This is a genomic window from Paenibacillus sp. PL91 (assembly GCF_012935325.2).
GTDB lineage: Bacteria > Bacillota > Bacilli > Paenibacillales > Paenibacillaceae > Pristimantibacillus.
This window is the reverse complement of the sequence record NZ_JABBYG020000010.1, coordinates 42,228-61,698: the sequence shown is the minus strand read 5'-3', so window position 1 is coordinate 61,698 and position 19,471 is coordinate 42,228. Positions and strand designations below refer to the sequence as shown.

The window sequence follows — 19,471 nt, the reverse complement described above, 5'->3', positions numbered from 1 at the left end:
GTTCTACACTCCTTTAAACATTATAGGATTATGCCGTATGCGGAATAATTGCGCTAGCTTATCGATTTGCATTCGGCCTTCGCTTAAGAAGGCGAATTCCATTGATGCATCGCCGGTCATCCATTCCTCTGGCGGTCTGCTGATAACGTCAGCAATGCGAAGCTGAGTTGGCCGCATGAGCGAAGTTGCAATGATCACATCGGTCCGCCCGCCTACACCCGCATGAGCAGTGCCGCGCAAAGCTCCCAGCACATATATATCGCCCGTACATATTAAAGTACCGCCTGGATTCAAATCGCCGATTAAAAGTAAATCGCCATCATGCTCGTAGGTTTGGCCTGAGCGAACAATAGACGTGAGCACTTGCAGATTAGGCTGCTGCCCTTGCTGTGAATCGGTCTTAGGCGCTTCGGATTCAACGGACTGCACCATTAAATTCCCTTGCGACCTTATGACATTTTTGATTCGATCCTTGTCGTCATCCGTTACTTGCCTCGCACCCAGCTTTACCTGAACGTGAACAAGCGGGCCTGTGAGCAGCTGCTGATGCGTTTTTTCCAGCTTGTACTGCAGTTCATCCAAAAGCGTCGCAAATTCACATTTATCGTCGAGAAGGAACACGAGACCTTCTTTTACGCCCTTAATTATAATATGCTGCTTATCGGTCACGTTCGTCCCTCCCCAACCTATTGCATTCTTGCTCCGCCTAACAAATTCCTGCCTGCGCCATTATTTTATTCCTCATCCTTCTCCGATTTCACTTTCGACTGGCCTTCAAACAACTTTCTGGCAGGCACGTAGCATGCGAGGGCAAACACCAGCTGAAGAAATAAACTAGGAAGGATGTAATCGATAAGTGCCCATGCGTAGCTCTCGTTCGTAATTCGAAACACCTTGTAAATAAAATAAATGACACTGTCATATAAGATGCAAGCAAAACCGATAATCGATATCGCCATCATGATCGTTGAACGGCGGCGTTCCAGCAGGACGCCCGTAAAATAACCCATCAAACCCATAACGAAAGCATTTATGCCGAGCAAATGGCCAAAATAGACAACGTCCTGCAGCATGCCAAAGCTTGCTCCGAGCAGGAGCGCTAAATGTCGTCTGCTGTAGAGTCCAGAGAAAATGACGATGACAAATACGAAGTGAGGAATGATCCGATGGCCGAGGCCGGCAGGAATGATCCATGGCATTACGGCTCCCTCCAAAATGAACAGAAGAACCATAAGCAGGATGATTCGGTTCATACTCATTGCTCGGCATCCTCCGTTTCAGGAACTTGAACGACAAACACCTCAGTCAAATGGTCAAATTTGGCTGAGAGCTCAACCGATGCCGTATAGGTAAGGCCAAAATCGCCAAGCTGCTTCGATTCTACCGTTCCGACAACGAGTCCTCTTGGATAAACATTGCCGTTGCCTGATGTAATGACCGTATCCCGTATGTCCATTTTATCTTTCTCAGCGATTTTGGACATGACCGCTCTGGCCGTTTCTTTATTGTAGCTGCTAAGTATGCCGAATGAGTCATCCTCTCGCCCCATAATCGTAACCGCGATGGAATTGAAGGTTGGCGATGCCTCATCTAGCTCTGTAATCGGCGTTACTGCTGCCGTGTAAGGCGTTACTGAGCTTACAAGTCCAACTAGGCCCTGTACGGTCGTAACTGCCATATTCGGCTTAATGCCGCTTTTGGATCCTAAATTAATGGTTAGCGTCCGATTGTTGGCATCGTTACTGACGGATATAACCTGAGCGATTAAATAATTATAATTATACATTTCCTTCTGTTGCTGCGTGAATAAAAGCTCTTCTTTATATCTTTTATTTTCATTCTCGATGAAGTTGTATTTGATCTTATCCCGAGCATAAGCAGCCGCTGTAATGCGGAGCTGCTCATTCTCTTCATAGATCGTGCGAAGATTGCGAATATCCTCAAAGAAGCCCGCTATAGAACCAGCGGGCTTGTAAAACCATTGCTGCACGTATGCTGTTGTATCCTTTAGAAATTTCTCCGGCCAAGACAATTCCTTGCGATCACTCAGTGAAAAGCCGATGACCGCTATAAACAAAATAAACCCGATCATAAGCATAAACATACGCTTATTTCGCATCAGCTTTAACAGCTCGATCACCTGCCCATTTCATATCCGTTTCCCCAATAAACGTTTTCTAGCGTCTTGAACGAGATGAACTTCTTGCCTTGAATAAATGGATATTGTCCAATGAGCGGCCTGTGCCGATCGCCACGCAATCAAGCGGGTTATCCGCAACGATGACCGGCATGCCAGTCTCGCGCTGCAGCAGCTTGTCCAAGTTGCGTAGCAAAGCGCCGCCGCCTGTGAGGACGATGCCCCTATCCATAATATCGGCAGAAAGCTCCGGCGGGCATTTCTCCAGCGTTACTTTAACGGCGTCAACAATCGCATTCACCGTGTCTGCCAATGCTTCCGTAATTTCGTCAGAAGTGATCGCAAGCGTCTTAGGCAAGCCAGATACGAGATCGCGTCCGCGAATTTCAATCGTTTCTGGTTTATCAAATGGAAGCGCTGATCCGATTTCCATTTTCAGCTGCTCCGCTGTCCGCTCGCCAATCATGAGATTGTATTGACGTTTAATATACTGGGTAACCGCTTCATCCATTTCATCGCCAGCCACTCGAATAGAGCGTGCGGTAACGATGCCGCCGAGCGAGATGACTGCAACCTCCGTCGTTCCGCCGCCGATATCAACAACCATGCTGCCTGTCGGCTCCCAAACGGGCAAATCAGCGCCAATGGCTGCTGCAAACGGTTCTTCAATCGTATAGGCCTCGCGTGCTCCAGCTTGCTTTGTCGCATCCTCTACCGCGCGTTTCTCAACCGCTGTAATGCCTGAGGGCACGCAAACCATAACATTTGGATGGCGCGGGAATAATGAGCGCTGCTTTTGCGCTTGGCGAATGAAATATTTGATCATCGTTGCCGTCGTTTCGAAATCGGCGATAACGCCATCCTTCATAGGACGAACAGCACGAATATTGCCTGGCGTTCTGCCGATCATTTTTTTGGCTTGCTCGCCAACTGCTTCGATTGTTTTTGTATCCGTACGAAGGGCCACCACAGACGGCTCCCTTACTACAATTCCTTTTCCCTTGACGAATACGAGCGTATTCGCTGTGCCTAAGTCAATACCCAAATCTTTCGAAAAACCACCAAACATGTTGTTGCTCCCTTCTAATTGCCAATCACTTTATTATATTACATGTAGCCTTGTTCCTTCAAACTAACGAACCGTCCGTCTCCGATAACTAAATGGTCTAGCAATTCTATTCCGACTAGCTGTCCGGCTTCTGCCAAACGCTCCGTTAATGCAATGTCCTCTGGACTTGGGGTGGGATCGCCGCTAGGGTGATTATGAACACAGATGATAGATGCGCTGCTGCGCTGAATGGCTGCACGAAATACTTCGCGAGGATGTACCAGCGACGCGTTAAGTGTTCCTACCGATAAGGTTTCGCGGGCAATAATATGATTTTTCGTGTTCAAAAACAAACATACGAAGTGCTCCTTCTTCAAATACCGGAGCTCCTCCATCACATAGTCCGCGGCATCCTGCGGCCTCTTAACGGTAACCGTATCGCCAAGCCTACTGCGGGTAATTCGCCTCCCAAGCTCGATGCCTGCGCGAAGCTGCAGCGCTTTGGCAGGGCCTATTCCTCGAATAGCCGTCAACTCTTCCATACTCATGTCCATCAAATTACGCAAGCTGCCGCATTGCTTGAGTATCGTACCCGCCAGATGCACAGCGGATTGCCGCTGAGTGCCTGTTCGCAGCAGGATGGCAAGCAATTCGGCATGGCTAAGTGCTTCTGCCCCATATTTCATCATGCGCTCTCTTGGACGTTCCTCATGGGGGACTTCACGCAAAATCATAGAATGCGATTCCATGTCCCAACCCCGCCTTTTTTCTAAAAAAATAAGGTTCAATCATATACTGCCTAATTCATGAAAAATAATCCGATCGAATATTTTGCGCCTACGTTTTAAAAAACAGCAATGTCATAAGTAGCCAGCATGTCCGATAGCAGCGACAGCGGTAAACCGACAACATTAAAGTAACAGCCCTCGATTTCGTCAACAAGCGTTGATCCTAGTCCTTGAATGCCGTAAGAGCCTGCTTTGTCTCGCGGCTCGCCGGTAGCGACGTACCTTGCAATCTGTTCCTCGCTCAGCGGCTTCATCTTCACCTTGGTCATACGATGTGCAAGCTGTGCTTCCCCACTCGATGAGAGCACGCAAGCGATGCCTGTATACACTTCATGAGCACGTCCTTGAAGCCTTCTCAGCATAGCCTTCGCCTCATCATCGTCAACAGGCTTGCCCAGCACATCTCCATCAAGGACGACAATCGTGTCAGCGCCAATAATTAGAGACGTCTCAACGGCTTGCTTTTGTTGCAGCAGATCCAATGCCGCATTCGCTTTGCGCAGGCTGAGCTGTTCTACAACTTGCTCCGGCGACCAGTGGGCCTCAATCGATTCATCCGTATCTGTAGACAAAATATAAACCGGCAAAGAAAGGTCCAGCGATGCGACCAGTTCCTTCCGGCGCGGTGACGAAGAGGCCAGCACAAGCTGGCTTATCGCTTCGTTGCGTGATAGTTTAGATTCCATAAAATAATTGCTGCGCTCCTTCGTACTTGCCTCCGTTTTTCTTTCGCCCACGCTCTACATTTTGCGGTACAGCCAAATCGCGAGAGCAGCTCCAATCAAACTGAACATACTGATTTGAAGATGCAGCGATAGGTTGAAGCTGAGCACATATAGATCGATAGCTGGAGACCATGTAGCTTCAATCGGTTTCGTCAAAAAAGAGATGCCTGAGACTGGTGCCAGCCACCTCGACACCAACGCGCCGGCTAGCAAGCCAATAATGATAAAAATGAGAAGAAACCAGCCGTTTTTCTTCATCTTTCAACGCCTCTCGCCATGAAATGACATCTACGTCCATTATACGCATGAACCTATTCGTTTACAATGCGCTGATGGACTCAAACCATTCTTTTTGGGAAATGATCGCCTTCATAAGCTGCGTTTGAGTCGACCATAAATAGGCCCGAGAAGGCTTTTTATCGTACTCAACCATCGATTTTGCAGCCGTATTGATCGCTTGAATGACCTTATCGAGATAGGCTTTTCCTGCCGCATCCTCTATACCTATTCGCATCGTTGCTGCATTTTTAGTCCATTTTTGATGCTCGGTCTGCCAGGATGCCGCAGCAGCTTCACTAAGCGGGGACAACGAAGGCTGCTCCAGCTGCGCGATTGTCAATTCATCCAACATTTGGACGATTTCTCTTGTCTTTGTGAAGAAGGCTTGCGCTGAGGCTTGCTCACCTTTAAAAGGCAATTTACTAGGAGCTGTTATACTTACTTCCTTGATGTACAGATCCATATCCGCCATCTGCCCGCGGATCGTCTGTGCCTTGGCTCGGTCACCGCCCATTCCAGCATACACGCGGTAATCAGCAGCGCTTGTCAGCGCCGCGCCAGCAAGCCCTTTCTCCGCCAGTTGAGCCAGTGCGGCGTCCTTGCCTTCCGTATTGCTGAAAACGCCAAACTGCAGCATAAAATACGTTTGATCCAGCCCTTCAAGGCTAACCATCGCCGCATTCGGATCCGGTTTTGCTGCCGAGTCATTGTCGGTTTCCGTCTGTGCGCCTTCACCTGTATTGGGTGCATTCCCTGCTTTGCCTCCGCTTGTTTCGCCGATTATTTCATTGCCCGTTACTGGCTGCGTTTGCGGCGTTTCATCTGCGCCTCCAGGCCAAATGCTTGCCCCCGTAAACAATGACAACAGCAAATAACCGAACAACGCTCCTGTAGCGAGCGCTGCCGCAACCGACAAAAACACATTAAACCAGGAAGGCGTTCCAGTCTTCCGTTTCATTCGCGTATATTGCTGCTTATTTCTTCTTGGCTCATCATATACAAGCTCATCCTCATAAGAATGAATCGGACCATGAACGGTCTCCGCTTTAAAATGGCGTTCCTCAATGTCATCATCGTCTTCCTGCTGAATTGGAGCTGCCAGGACAACTGGCTTTGACACTTTAAGCTTTTCCTTTTTCTCCTTTTGCAAGGGTGCTTGGGTCGGAGCAGCAGCAGGCATAGGCTTCGTGTCGGAGTCTCTTATTAGCTGCTCCAAAGCGCTTATATCCTCTTGGAACGGGCTGTTCCAAGGGTTGATTTCGCTGCTGGCTTGCTGCTCTGTATATGGATAAAGCGGTATAACGTTCTTTTTAGCCTGTTTATTGGCATTATTCTCATTCATTTGGGAGGAAACGCTATTCGATGGAGCATCATAGTGTTCGTCAGTGCTGCGGTTTTCATTGTTAATGGACTGTCCATTGCGGTCAAAACGATAGGTGATTCGGTTTTTTTGATTCATATCATCCACTCCTTGTCCCGTTCATCTAGTAATAATCTATGAGACTTTTAAGAGATTTAGACCGGGACGCTTCGAGGGATGTCTGGGATGACTACCTGGCCTTCAAAGAAATTTTTATCCAGTCCTTCTTAAAGGCTTTCGAACCCACCCAAACCCTCCCTTCCAAGGGAGGGCCCCAAAAGGGTTGCACCCTCTGAACACCCGCAACTGGACTAACGTGGGAGCTCGAGAGACGCTTAATAGCTGCGTTTATGGTCGATCGCTTTCGTCCCTGCGGGACATGCTGGATGCTTGCTCACTCGACGAACGGTTTCTTATACATGACTAACTAGGGGGGATGTTGCTTATGTTGCGTATAATGTAACCGCACGGTTCCACGGGATTGTGCGATAAACGAAGAAACTTACCTTAGCTGCTTTTTCTGAGTCAGAGTCAAGAGTTTTAGTGGATAAGGGAAATATCGGATTAAATACATATAATGGATAATTTATTTATGATTTCACCTCCTGAGATTTGGGATGCTTTCGAACTTCTGTTGCACTTTATACAGTGTAGCTATTCTCTCCGAGTGTCATGTCAGATTTCTATTGTACAAAGTGCAATGTATTACGCGTATCTACGCAATAGAGAATCCTAGAGTCTACTATTGGTATTTCTAAATTTAGTCTATAGCCTCAGCAACAATAGTGATATGTTGGGGAAAGCGAAAAAGTATTGAGCGGTCTAGCATCCAATACGCAAAACTAAAAAATGCGCGTTGATTCCACAAATGGAACCAACGCGCATTTTGTAATTAGTGGGCTGCTTTCAACGATTTGGCCAGCGAATCCGCTACCTTCCAAATGTCGCCTGCTCCCATTGTTATGACAAGATCGCCTGGGGCAACCCGTTCAGTCAAATATTCGAGCACTTCCTCTTTCGTTGGAAAATACTCAGTGTTCGCGTTGCTGTTGCTTTTGATCAGCTCAACCAGCTTATGCGAGTTTACTCCTTCGATTTCCAGCTCGCCTGCAGGTGAATAAATATCGGTGATGATTACCTCATCAGCCTCAGGAAACGCTCGGCTAAACTGCTCGAACAAGAAAAACGTCCGCGTGTAGCGCTGCGGCTGGAAAACCGCAATTATGCGTTTGCCAGTCGCTTTGGCTGCGCTGATCGTCGCTCTGATCTCCGTCGGATGATGGGCATAGTCGTCGATGACCAAAATATCATTGACTTCTCCAAGCACCTGAAAGCGGCGTTTAGCGCCTCTGAAGGCTTGAATCGCTACCGCGATTTTGTCGAAGGACAAGCCCGCTTCAAGGCAAGTAATGACCGTTGCCATCGCGTTATAAACATTATGAAGCCCCGGAACAGAAAGCTCCACATCTCCAAGCGCTTCTCCGTTATGCGTCATCGTGAAGGATACCTTGCGATCTCCAAGCACGATATTTTGAGCTTTGTAGTCTGCCTCGCCGTCAATGCCGTAGGTGACAAGCTGCGATGAATCGATATTGCCCTTATAAACCTGCGGTATCAGTTCGTTAACCGTCTCGTCATCCGCGCAAACAATTGCCTTCCCGCCGTCTTTCACCTGCTGCAAAAATTGTACGTAGGCAGCCTTCAGCTTGCCGAAATCGCCGTCATAGTTTTCAAGATGGTCCGGCTCGATATTCGTTACGATAGCTAGCGTTGGGTGGTAATGCAGGAACGACCCGTCACTCTCATCCGCTTCCGCAACAACATACTCGCCTTTACCCGCCTTGGCGTTAGTGCCTACATTAACGATCTCGCCGCCGATAATATAGGTAGGGTCCGCGTCGCAATTTTCCATAACAAGCGCGATCATGGAAGAGGTCGTCGTCTTGCCATGAGCGCCGGCGACTGCGATTCCTTTGCCCGCGTTCATCAATCTAGCCAACATTTGCGAACGATGCAAAACCGGAATGTTCAGCTCCTCCGCTGCCTTCCGTTCCACATTATCCCTAGAAAGCGCCGTCGAGTAAACGACCAGATCCGCTCCCTTTACATTTTCCGGCTGATGACCGATATAGATGCTGGCACCATTTGCAGCAAGCTTCTCTGTTAATTCTTGACGTGCGACATCGGATCCAGTCACTTTATAGCCCATTTCCAGCATAACGCGGGCAATGGCACTCATTCCGTAACCGCCGATTCCGATGAAATGAACGTGTTCTGCCGTATTCAAAGACGGTTCACCAACCTTTTTCAGAATCCGAGTTATACAAGATGCGGGAGCGAACGTCAGCTATTAAATAAAGCGTACCTGTCACGACCCCAAGGTCTGTTTCCCCGGTTAACTGTTGTAGTTTTTGTAATGCATGTTGCCAATTCTGTTCTACTACCAGCTCGAAAGAGTACTTATCAGGCTGTTGTTCCCGCATTTCTTGTACTAATTCAGCCAAGGCGGGAGCTTCTTTTTTCATCCGAAAATCAGGCTCGGTCACAATAAGCGTATCCACTATTGGTAGTATATGCTTAAGAACATCCTGATGATTCTTATTCTCCAGCATACCCATCATAAGATGCAAACGATCATACTTATAGGTGTTTTTTAGAGCATCTGCAAGCGACTCTGCACCTTCCGGATTGTGTGCGCCATCGATTAGAATCCGTGGTTTCTGTGAAACCATCTCTAGACGTCCCGGCCAAGCGGCAGCCCGCAGCCCTTCCGCCAAAATGTCATCCTCAACCACAAGCGCATTGTATTGGCGCAGCACCTCAAGCGTCATGACCGCGACAGCCGCGTTCGTGCGTTGATGTGCCCCATTAAGCGTAATCGTAAGCGGATCGATGCTCCTAAACAAATTCGTAAAGGAGAAGGTTTGCTCATCCTCTCGAACCGAAAGCGCCGTTTCATGGAACTGCTCACCAAGCAAATAAAGCGTGCTTTGCTTCTCGGCCGCGATCCGCTTGATCACCTCTACCGCTTCAGGCTGCGTTACCGCACTGACAACCGGAATTCCGGCTTTAATAATGCCGGCCTTCTCGCTTGCGACGGCAGCGATCGTGTCGCCAAGCCGGTCCATATGATCGTGGCCGATATTCGTAATGACTGAAACGACGGGATGTACAATATTCGTTACGTCAAGCCTTCCGCCAAGCCCCGTCTCCCACACCACATAGTCAGGATAAGTAACCTTCGCGTAAAAAAGGATGGCAAGCGCAGTAGATACCTCAAACATCGTCGGCGAACCAAGCTCTGTCTCTGCGATTGCTTCGACATGAGGCTTGAGATCGTTGGCCAGCCTTAGAAGCGTCTCCTCTTCGATGTCGACACCGTTATACTGAAACCGATTCGTGAATTTCGTTATATACGGCGACGTAAAGGTTCCTACATCATATCCGGCACGAAGAATTACGCTTGTTAAATAAGCGGAAGTTGATCCTTTGCCGTTCGTTCCGGCAATATGAATAAACTTCAATCTCCGATGCGGATTGTCCAGCAGCTCCATTAGCTTTTCGACCCGATCAAGACCGGGACGAATGCCAAATGGAATGAGCCCTGTAATCCAGTCTACCGCTTCTTTATAGGATTGCAGCGGCTCTCCTCGCCGCTGCTCTGCATTATGCTCAATCATACTATTCGAACCTTCTTCCGTTTTTGCAGCGTTATCCGCGCAATTCCGCAATTCTAGCTAGCACTTTATCGCGTTTGTCTGCATAATCGTTCATTTTGGCGCGTTCCTCTTCAATAACCTTAGCTGGCGCTTTCGCTACGAAGCCCTCATTGCCGAGCTTCTTCTCAACCCGCTCCACCTCGGTATTTAAATGCTGATGTTCCTTTTCCAGCCTTGCAATTTCCTGCGCGATATCGATCAAGCCAGCAAGCGGCAAATAAAGCTCTGCTCCCGTTATGATAGCCGACATTGCTTTGTCAGGCGCGCTGATATGCAAGCCCGTCTCAAGCATGGACGTGCCGCAGAAACGTTTGATGAATTCTTCGTTGCGCGACAAGATCGCTGCTTCTGCCTCGCCTGACGGCTTGATCAGCATTTCAATCTTTTTGCTCATCGGCACGTTCACTTCCGCACGGATATTGCGTACCGCACGGATCATTTCCATGAGCAGCTCCATCTCTTTGACTGCATCAGGCGCTTCAAGCGCTTTGTCATATACCGGCCATTCAGCAAGAGTAATCGTCTCGCCTTCATGCGGCAAATGCTGCCAGATCTCTTCGCTGATGTATGGCATGAATGGGTGGATCAGACGCTGTGTCCGGTCAAGTACATAGGCCAGAACGGATTGAGTAGCCTTTTTCGCTGCTTCATCCGTATTGTACAGGCTAAGCTTTGCGAACTCGATGTACCAGTCGCACAGATCATCCCAAATGAAGTTATTTAATAAACGTCCGGTTTCACCGAACTCGTAGCTGTCGATTAGACGGGTTACATCGCGAACCGTTTCATTCAAGCGATGCAAAATCCAGCGGTCAGCCGTACCCAAACTAACGGTAATATCGATGTCCTTCGCTTCCACGCCTTCCAAATTCATAAGCGCAAAGCGCGATGCATTCCAAATTTTATTCGCGAAGTTGCGCGCCTGCTCTACCTTCTCCCAGCGGAAGCGCAAATCCTGTCCAGGCGTGCTGCTAGTAGAGATCATATAGCGCATCGCATCCGCGCCGTATTTCTCGATCACCTCAAGCGGATCGACGCCGTTGCCCTTCGACTTGGACATTTTTTGTCCTTCGGAGTCGCGAACAAGGCCGTGGATCAACACATCCTTAAATGGAGACTGCTCCGTAAATTCAAGCGCCGTAAAGATCATCCGCGCAACCCAGAAGTAAATGATATCGTAGCCCGTAACGAGCACGTCCGTCGGATAGAAACGCTTCAGATCCTCGGTTTGATCCGGCCAGCCGAGCGTTGAGAACGGCCAAAGCGCAGAGCTGAACCAAGTATCTAGCACGTCGTTGTCTTGACTCAGGTGGTCTCCTGCCATATCCTCGCGGGATACATGCATCTCGCCTGTCGCTTCGTCATACCATGCCGGAATGCGGTGGCCCCACCAAAGCTGTCTGGAAATACACCAGTCGCGAACGTTCTCGATCCAATGCAAATAAATTTTCTCGAACCGTTCAGGTACGAAGTTAACGCCTTTGCCTGCCTTTTGCGCCGCAATTGCCGCTTCAGCAAGCGGCTTCATCGCAACGAACCATTGCGTGGACAGGTATGGCTCTACAACAGCTCCGCTGCGTTCGCTGTGCCCTACTTGGTGAACATGATCCTCTATTTCAATGCAAACGCCTTGCTCTTGCAAGTCCTTCACTAGCTGTTTGCGGCAATCGAAGCGATCGAGACCTTGATAAGGGCCAGCTTCGGCATTCATCGTGCCTGTCTCGTCCATGACGATAATTTGCGGCAGGCTGTGACGCTCGCCAACCTCGAAGTCGTTCGGATCATGCGCCGGCGTTATTTTTACAGCGCCTGAGCCAAATTCCTTGTCCACGTATTCATCCGCAATGATCGGAATTTCGCGGCCGACAATCGGAAGCACAATCAGTTGACCGATCAGATGCTTATAGCGATCATCCTCGGGATGAACGGCTACCGCCGAATCGCCCAGCATCGTCTCGGGACGAGTCGTTGCTACCGTTATGAAGCCGGAGCCGTCCTTAAGCGGATATTGTAAATGGTACAAGTGGCCGTTAACTTCTTTATGCTCTACCTCAATATCGGATAGCGCCGTACGTGCGGCAGGGTCCCAGTTAATGATTTTTTTGCCGCGGTAGATAAGCCCCTTCTCGTAGAGACGAACAAATACTTCGCGAACCGCTTTGGACAGCCCTTCATCCAGCGTGAACCGCTCTCTCGAATAATCAAGAGAAAGACCCATTTTCGCCCATTGCTCGCGAATCGTATTCGCATACTCTTCCTTCCACTCCCATACCTTTTCGAGGAAAGCTTCCCGGCCGAGGTCGTAGCGGGAGATTCCTTGCTCACGCAGCTTTTGCTCCACTCTTGTCTGAGTTGCAATGCCCGCATGGTCTGAACCTGGGAGCCAAAGCGCATCATATCCCTGCATACGCTTTGTTCTGATCAAAATATCCTGTAGCGTAAAATCTAACGCATGCCCGATATGAAGCATTCCGGTCACGTTTGGAGGCGGGATCACAATTGTATATGGCTTTGCGTCCGGGCGTTTGCCCGCCTCGAAAAATTGGCCCTGCATCCAGTAATCGTACCATTTCTGCTCGGCTGCCTTCGGATCATAGGTTGTCGGCATTGCAGTTGTCGTTTGATTTTCTGACATTCGTTCCATCCTCCATAAATCGATCTACAAAAACAAAAAAACCTTCCGCCCTTATCATAAAGGACGAAAGGTTTAGCTTCCGTGGTACCACCTTTGTTCCATGCGAACAAGATCGCATGACACTCAAACAGATAACGGCTGCGGCCGGCCTGACTTCGGTAGAGCACAGGTTGCTCTTCCTTGACTCAGGCAACTCCGGGGCGACTCGTAGCAGTCACTTCCTGCAGAACCTCTCAGCGTAACGGTTCCACTCTCTGAAGGCTTTGCTGCATACTATTCCCCTTCAACGTCGTTATAACGCATATATGTTTAATCATACCTTTGTTGTACCTCTGAGTCAACCAAACTTCCATAACAAATGCCCCTATTGCTCAAAATAATGAGCAATAGGGGCATTTTTGTCATCTTAACCATCATGGAATGTAGATTAGTTGTCCTTCAGACACGCTGGAATCATCCAATCGGTTATAAATGATGATTTCTCTTGGGTTCAAGCTGTAACGCGAGGCAATAACGTCGAGCGTCTCGTCCCGCTGCACGATGCACATCCGAATTTTACGGAATTCCGTATCCTCCGAACGTTTGCCGAGAAATAAGTTTTTCCATTCGATCTCATCGCCCGATGCTTGTACTCTCGCTACCTCATCCGCTCGCTGCTGAGCGACTACCTCTTCAGCTGCCTGACGGGCTGCTTGCTCCCGCCTGCTAGTCTGAAGCAGCGTAAGAATGCCCACATCAGGCGGCGATCCGCTTCCATCTTGAGGCTGAGGCTGCTTGCCTCCAACTGCGATGCGAAGCTCCTGTTTTTCCTGATCGGAATCCTGCCTCTGCGGCGGCAAAGCATCTGGAATAATGAAAGACGGCTCCTGTGCTTCAAACTCATTGCGTTCCTGCTCGAGGGCCGGCTGCGCGCTCTGGAAGGGCGATTGCTCCTGCTCAGCGCTTGTTGGGAAATTCGCATACGATTCGGAATTCGCAAGCCAGCCCTCATGGCTCGTTTGCTGGGAGGATAACGTGATTTCCCGTTCTTCCTCCTGGAATTCCTCCTGCTCCTCGGCTTGCTGCGTTGAGCTCGGGAACAGCTGCGAGGACGACCATCCTGTATCGTACGATACCGATGAGATCATAACCGTAGGCTGCGAATCATTCGTTTCAATCGTTTCAATCGTTTCAATCGTTTCAATCGTTTCATTCGATGCATTCGATGCAATCGATTCCATTGAATCAACCGTTTCATCCGACACTTCCGGCCGCTGCTGGAAAGAGAATTCCTCTTGCGCAGCAAAATCATTTTGCTCCGGTATGTACGGCAGCTCGTTAGCAGGATACTGGCTGTTTAAAAACTCCACGGCGCGCTCCTCGTAAGCTTCCCTCTGATGGACAACCGTGAACGGCTCTTCCCGCCAGAGCTCCTCTTGCTCCTGTACAGGCTGAGCGGAAATGCCTCTTAGAGAAAGGACACCTGTAATGTTTAATGTGCGGGCAGACAATAAGTCGACATCAAAATTATCGATTTCAATCGAAATATCGTCCAGCCGAGAAATGCGATTCATCGGCAGCGTTATTTCGACGGGTATCCAGTGCTCAAGCGTCAACGAATTTTCGGAATCATTTTGACTCCTATAAATTCCGCTCAGAAGCAGCTGTCCTCGAAGTACGGCGTGATCCCCCTGGTCGATAACCTGGATGCGGGGAACAAGCTCAATTTCCTCCAGCTCGTCAATTGCCGCTACATCATCGGGCAAATGGACGCGCTCATACACGTCAAAGCGTAATCCGTTCGTTTGATCCGACACGCCTAAGTCCTCCCCTCTCATACTGAATGCTTGGGCTAACGTTACATTCACTACTTATCTATATGGGATGTTAGGCAGGAGCATGACTATCTTTTTGAACGGGAATGTATGTTTTCTGAAAGCTGTACGAGCCACTGCGGCCAGGGGGCGACAGCTTCAACAAGCGAATCGGTCCAAGGATGCGGAAAAACGAGCTTCTCCCCATGAAGCGCTTGATGACCGAGCAGACGCGCATCGCCACCATACAAGCCGTCCCCTACGAGCGAATGTCCGATATAGCTCATATGAACGCGTATTTGATGGGTTCGTCCTGTCTCCAGCTTCACTCGTAAAAGCGACAGCTGCGAGCTTGCATCAATCGTCTCGTAGTGCGTAACGGCTTGCTCGCCGCTCTCTGATACACGCCGTTTCGCGCGATGATGGCGATCCTTCCCAATCGGAAGGTTGATCGTCCCGGATGGCTTGGCTAATCGTCCATGCACAACAGCGATATACTGCCTGTCAATCGCCTTGGCACGCATAGCCTCATCCAGCTTCCACTGTGCCAAATCGTTTTTGGCATAGAGCACTGGACCGGAAGTATCGTCATCGAGTCTGTGGATGTGCCGGACGGTGAGCGGATCACCCTGGCTCAGCAAATGTCTAGCCGCCGCTTCATCCAGCGTGCCGGTCTGCCCGGCAACCGCTTCATGCACGGCCATCCCCGCAGGCTTGTGAAGCACCAAGCAAAAATCATCCTCGTATAAAACGGCGGGTGCCTCCACATAAGATGGCATAGAAGCTTTGCGATATAGCGCATCCTCCTTTGGGTCTATAGCCGGAAAAGCCAAAAGCTGAAGCTTATCCCCATTCCACTGGATGCCTCCAATTGAAAAGAGCCTGTTGATCCACTTCTGCGGAAAAAAAGAACGGGCCAGCAGCCACTGCCGCACAACATGCGGATGGCTGCCAGCCCGCGGCTGTGCAAGCTCCGGCGTATTGGCCGGATCTTTTTCCGAATTGGGATCAACGGATGTGTAAGCGGAACTATCGCCTAAAGCCAGCCAATCAAGCTCCAGCCACTGGCCGTTCCGCTTTACTTGCCCATTGATCATCATATTTTCCTCCTACAGACGGCTAAACGCAATATCATGCGCTTCGATTGTTGCGTCAATATCCTCATTTGTATGAACCGCGGAAACGAACATTCCCTCAAATTGAGAAGGTGCTACGCTTACTCCTAAATCAAGCATCGATGCAAAATACGTCTTAAACCGTTCAAGATCGGATGTTTTAGCCGTTTCGTAGTTAATGACGAACGTATCGGTAAAGAAAGGACAAACCATTGAACCAACCCGATTGATCGTGCTTGCGATACCGTGCTTGCGAGCATTCGCCTCAAAGCCGAGCTGTAGTCTGACGGCTTGGCGCTCTAGCTGCTCATAAACCTCAGGCGTAAGCAGCTTCAGCGTCGTGTAGCCTGCGGCCATTGCAAGCGGATTGCCTGACAACGTTCCGGCTTGGTAAATCGGCCCGCTTGGCGCAATCAGCTCCATGAGCTCGCGCTTGCCGCCATATGCGCCAACCGGCAGTCCGCCGCCGATCACTTTGCCGAAGCATGTTAGATCCGGCTTAATGTCATAAAGCCCCTGCGCACAGCTGTAGCCCACGCGGAAGCCCGTCATAACCTCGTCGAAAATAAGCACAGTGCCGTACTGCGTCGTCACATCGCGAAGTCCTTGCAGAAAACCGGGAAGCGGCGGTACGACGCCCATATTGCCGGCAACCGGCTCAACGATGACGCATGCGATTTCCTCGCCGAAATTCTCGAACGCAAGCTTCACGGATTCAATATCGTTATAAGGCACCGTAATGGTGTGTGTAGCCACATGCTCAGGCACGCCTGGACTGTCAGGCAGGCCTAATGTCGCTACGCCAGAGCCTGCTTTAATCAGCAAGCTGTCGGCATGGCCATGATACGAGCCCACGAATTTCAAAATTTTGTTACGCTTCGTGTATCCCCGTGCAAGGCGCAATGCGCTCATCGTCGCTTCCGTACCGGAGTTCACCATACGGACAACGTCAACCGAAGGAACCCGTTCACAGACAAGCTCCGCCATCAACGTCTCCAGCTCGGTAGGGGCGCCAAAGCTCGTCCCTTTCTCCGCCGTCCGTTTAATCGCCTCAATGACCTCGGGGTGGGCATGCCCCATAATGAGCGGTCCCCATGAAGCTACGTAATCAATATAGCTGTTGCCGTCGATATCATAAATGCGGCTGCCTTCTCCCCGCTCCATATATACAGGATTTAAGCCAACTGACTTGAACGCTCTAACCGGACTGTTCACTCCGCCTGGTATAACCTTCTTCGCTCTTGCGAACGCAGCTACCGAGCGTGCGTCATTTCTAACGTTCGACTGATCACTCATCTGCTTACCCCTCTCCTCTTAACCAACGAGCCGCATCCTTTGCGTGGTACGTTATAATCAGATCAGCGCCCGCGCGCTTCATTCCCGTTAAGGTTTCAAGCACGATCGCTTGCTCATTAATCCAACCATTGGCAGCAGCTGCCTTCACCATCGAGTATTCGGCGCTCACGTTATACGCGGCTACCGGCAGATTGTATTTATCCTTCAGCAAGCGCAGGATGTCTAGATAAGCAAGCGCAGGCTTTACCATAAGCATATCTGCGCCCTCGGCAATGTCCGATTCCGCTTCACGCAGCGCCTCGCGCACATTCGCCGGGTCCATTTGATACGTCTTCCGGTCGCCGAATTGCGGCGCGGAATGAACCGCATCACGGAATGGACCATAGTAAGCAGAGGCAAATTTCACTGAGTACGAAAGAATCGGAATATCGCTATAGCCAGCCTCGTCCAGCCCTTCTCGAATGGCGAGCACGAAGCCATCCATCATATTCGAAGGAGCGATAATGTCTGCTCCTGCCTCCGCTTGCGACACGGCTGTCTGTATGAGCAAATCCAAGGAGGAGTCATTATCGATCTCTGCAACGCCTGTACCCTCGTGGACATGCACAACGCCGCAATGGCCGTGATCGGTGAATTGGCATAGGCAGGTATCCGCAATGACAACAAGCTCTGGCGCCCATTCCTTGACGGCGCGAATCGCTTGCTGAACGATGCCGTTCGCGTCATAGGCTGACGTGCCGATCGCATCTTTAGTCTCAGGAATTCCGAATAACAGCACCGATTGAATGCCCAGCGCAACAACCTCGCGAATTTCTTGCTCCAGAAGATCCATGGATAAATGATAGATCCCCGGCATCGACGGAATTTCATTTCTTACATTTTGGCCGTGGGTAACGAAGATCGGATATATAAAATCATTCACGCTTAGAACGGTTTCCCTTACCATGCTCCGAAGAGCGGCCGTTCTGCGCAATCTGCGATTTCTAACTTGTGGAAAAATCATTGCTAATCATTCCTTCCTCACTGTGGTTGCTTGTTGCTTTGCTGATAATCGGCAATGGCTTGTAGCAAGCCAGCAAGCGTCGAATCCGTCGGCTCAATGGCGACCTTCAAGCCTGCTTCAGTTGCCGTCTGCGTTGTAATCGGACCAATGCTCGCAATCGGAATATCCGACAGCACCTCCACGGGATTGGGCACACCTTTGCGTCTTAACACTTCAAGCAGGTTCGTAACGGTAGACGAGCTCGTGAACGTGATCAAATGAATTTCCTTTTCGCGAATCCATTCAAGCGCCAGCTCGTCCTGCTGATCCGCAAGCACCGTCTCGTACACATCTATTTCCGTTGGCAACAGCCCCATAGCCTTCAGCTCGCGAGGCAGTACTTCACGCGCGAGATCGCCCCGCGGCAGCAGCACGCGCTCGCCAGCCTTTAACTGCGGAGCAAGCTGCTCCAGCAGCCCTTCCGCATGGAACTTGGCAGGCAGCTCCTCTACCACCAAGCCTCGCTTTACGAGCGCCTCTGCCGTCTTAGGACCAACCGCTGCGATTTTGGCGCCAAAAAATCTTCTCATATCAATGCGGAATTTACGCAGCCATCCAAAAAAATATTCAACGCCATTCACGCTTGTAAACATAAGCCATTGATAATGCTCGGCTTGCTCAAGCTGCTCCCGCAGCGACTGAACAGCTGCCGGATCAGAGGGCTCTACCGTCTCAATGACAGGAAATTCGCAAGGCTCTCCGCCCAGCAATTCAATCTGATCCGCAAGCTCGCTTGCTTGCGATCTAGCGCGCGTAACAAGGACCCGCATGCCGAACAGCGGCTTGTTCTCATACCATTTCAGCTTCTCGCGCTGCAGCACCACCTCGCCGACGACGATTACGGCAGGAGGCTGGAAGTTCGCCGCTTTAACGATCGTCTCGATCGTCTCAAGCGTGCCGACGACGGTGCGCTGCTCGACTCTCGTTCCCCAGCGTATGAGCGCCACCGGTGTTTCTGGCGGCTTGCCGTGCTTGATAAGCTGGTCGGCTATATATCCGATCTTGGCAACGCCCATAAGAAAAATAAGGGTGCCCGTTGCGTTCGTTACTTTATCCCAATGAATGGAGCGATCAAGCTTGTCCGGACTTTCATGACCTGTAATGATGGATAAGGATGAGGCTAAATCACGGTGTGTGACCGGAATGCCTGCATAAGCAGGTACGGCAATGGCCGAGGTAATGCCAGGTACGATTTCGAACGCTATTCCGTTGTCATAGAGCAGCTCCGCCTCTTCGCCAACACGTCCAAAAATCGTAGGATCGCCGCCCTTCAGGCGCGTAACCGTCTTGCCCTGCAGCGCCAAATCAACAAGCAGCTGATTGATTTCCTCCTGCTTCATCGTATGGCGATCCGGCAGCTTGCCGACGTATATTCTCTCCGTCCCCGGCTTCAAATGCCGAAGAAGTCTCGGGCTTGCCAAACGATCGTATACGACTACATCACATTCCTCTAAGCATTCCAGTCCGCGCACAGTAATCAGCTTCGGATCTCCCGGTCCGGCGCCAACCAAATAAACCTTCCCCTTGTCCAAGC

At 50.2% G+C, this 19,471-nt stretch carries 16 protein-coding genes and 1 other annotated feature; all 16 genes read right to left on the bottom strand.

Translation table 11 applies throughout. From position 1 onward, the window contains the following. Positions 1–3 precede the first annotated feature (3 nt). A complete protein-coding gene (locus HI950_RS21785; protein ID WP_169082744.1) occupies positions 4–669 on the bottom strand; it encodes a septum site-determining protein MinC in 666 nt (221 codons plus the stop codon). Between the two features lie 65 nt (positions 670–734). Beyond that, entirely contained in the window at positions 735–1,259 is a 525-nt protein-coding gene (mreD, locus tag HI950_RS21780) for a rod shape-determining protein MreD (RefSeq protein WP_169082745.1), read from the bottom strand. Beyond that, entirely contained in the window at positions 1,256–2,140 is an 885-nt protein-coding gene (gene mreC / locus HI950_RS21775) for a rod shape-determining protein MreC (RefSeq protein ID WP_317618424.1), read from the bottom strand. Before mreC ends, mreD begins: the two co-directional genes overlap by 4 nt. 37 nt (positions 2,141–2,177) lie before the next feature. Further along, entirely contained in the window at positions 2,178–3,206 is a 1,029-nt protein-coding gene (locus HI950_RS21770; protein ID WP_169082746.1) for a rod shape-determining protein, read from the bottom strand. A 38-nt stretch (positions 3,207–3,244) separates the two neighbouring features. Beyond that, positions 3,245–3,934: a RadC family protein gene (gene radC / locus HI950_RS21765; protein WP_169082747.1), complete on the bottom strand. Its 690-nt coding sequence runs from the start codon at positions 3,932–3,934 to the stop codon at positions 3,245–3,247. A gap of 95 nt (positions 3,935–4,029) precedes the next feature. Then, positions 4,030–4,659, bottom strand: a complete 630-nt coding sequence (locus tag HI950_RS21760) for a Maf family protein (RefSeq protein WP_169082748.1) — start codon at positions 4,657–4,659, stop codon at positions 4,030–4,032. Positions 4,660–4,713: 54 nt separating this feature from the next. After that, entirely contained in the window at positions 4,714–4,956 is a 243-nt protein-coding gene (locus tag HI950_RS21755; RefSeq protein ID WP_169082749.1) for a DUF4321 domain-containing protein, read from the bottom strand. A gap of 61 nt (positions 4,957–5,017) precedes the next feature. Then, positions 5,018–6,436 (bottom strand): SPOR domain-containing protein, encoded by a 1,419-nt coding sequence (locus tag HI950_RS21750; RefSeq protein WP_169082750.1) that lies wholly within the window; start codon positions 6,434–6,436, stop codon positions 5,018–5,020. A gap of 793 nt (positions 6,437–7,229) precedes the next feature. Further along, a complete protein-coding gene (gene murC / locus HI950_RS21745; RefSeq protein ID WP_169082751.1) occupies positions 7,230–8,624 on the bottom strand; it encodes a UDP-N-acetylmuramate--L-alanine ligase in 1,395 nt (464 codons plus the stop codon). 7 nt (positions 8,625–8,631) lie between these two features. Further along, positions 8,632–10,017: a bifunctional folylpolyglutamate synthase/dihydrofolate synthase gene (locus tag HI950_RS21740; protein ID WP_169082752.1), complete on the bottom strand. Its 1,386-nt coding sequence runs from the start codon at positions 10,015–10,017 to the stop codon at positions 8,632–8,634. 31 nt (positions 10,018–10,048) lie between these two features. Continuing rightward, positions 10,049–12,691 (bottom strand): valine--tRNA ligase, encoded by a 2,643-nt coding sequence (locus tag HI950_RS21735; RefSeq protein WP_169082753.1) that lies wholly within the window; start codon positions 12,689–12,691, stop codon positions 10,049–10,051. Between the two features lie 56 nt (positions 12,692–12,747). Next, positions 12,748–12,987: a binding site (T-box leader), on the bottom strand. A 117-nt stretch (positions 12,988–13,104) separates the two neighbouring features. Continuing rightward, on the bottom strand, positions 13,105–14,487 hold the full coding sequence (locus HI950_RS36795; RefSeq protein WP_169082754.1) for a LysM peptidoglycan-binding domain-containing protein: 1,383 nt from the start codon (positions 14,485–14,487) through the stop codon (positions 13,105–13,107). A gap of 86 nt (positions 14,488–14,573) precedes the next feature. Beyond that, the gene (locus tag HI950_RS21725) at positions 14,574–15,584 is read right to left on the bottom strand and encodes an RluA family pseudouridine synthase (RefSeq protein WP_223285425.1); all 1,011 of its coding nucleotides are present in this window, start codon (positions 15,582–15,584) and stop codon (positions 14,574–14,576) included. Between the two features lie 9 nt (positions 15,585–15,593). Then, positions 15,594–16,895, bottom strand: a complete 1,302-nt coding sequence (gene hemL / locus HI950_RS21720; RefSeq protein WP_169082755.1) for a glutamate-1-semialdehyde 2,1-aminomutase — start codon at positions 16,893–16,895, stop codon at positions 15,594–15,596. Between the two features lie 4 nt (positions 16,896–16,899). Continuing rightward, positions 16,900–17,898, bottom strand: coding sequence for a porphobilinogen synthase (hemB, locus tag HI950_RS21715; RefSeq protein WP_169082756.1), 999 nt, complete (start codon positions 17,896–17,898; stop codon positions 16,900–16,902). A 17-nt stretch (positions 17,899–17,915) separates the two neighbouring features. Next, positions 17,916–19,469 (bottom strand): uroporphyrinogen-III C-methyltransferase, encoded by a 1,554-nt coding sequence (cobA, locus tag HI950_RS21710; RefSeq protein WP_169082757.1) that lies wholly within the window; start codon positions 19,467–19,469, stop codon positions 17,916–17,918. Positions 19,470–19,471 lie beyond the last annotated feature (2 nt).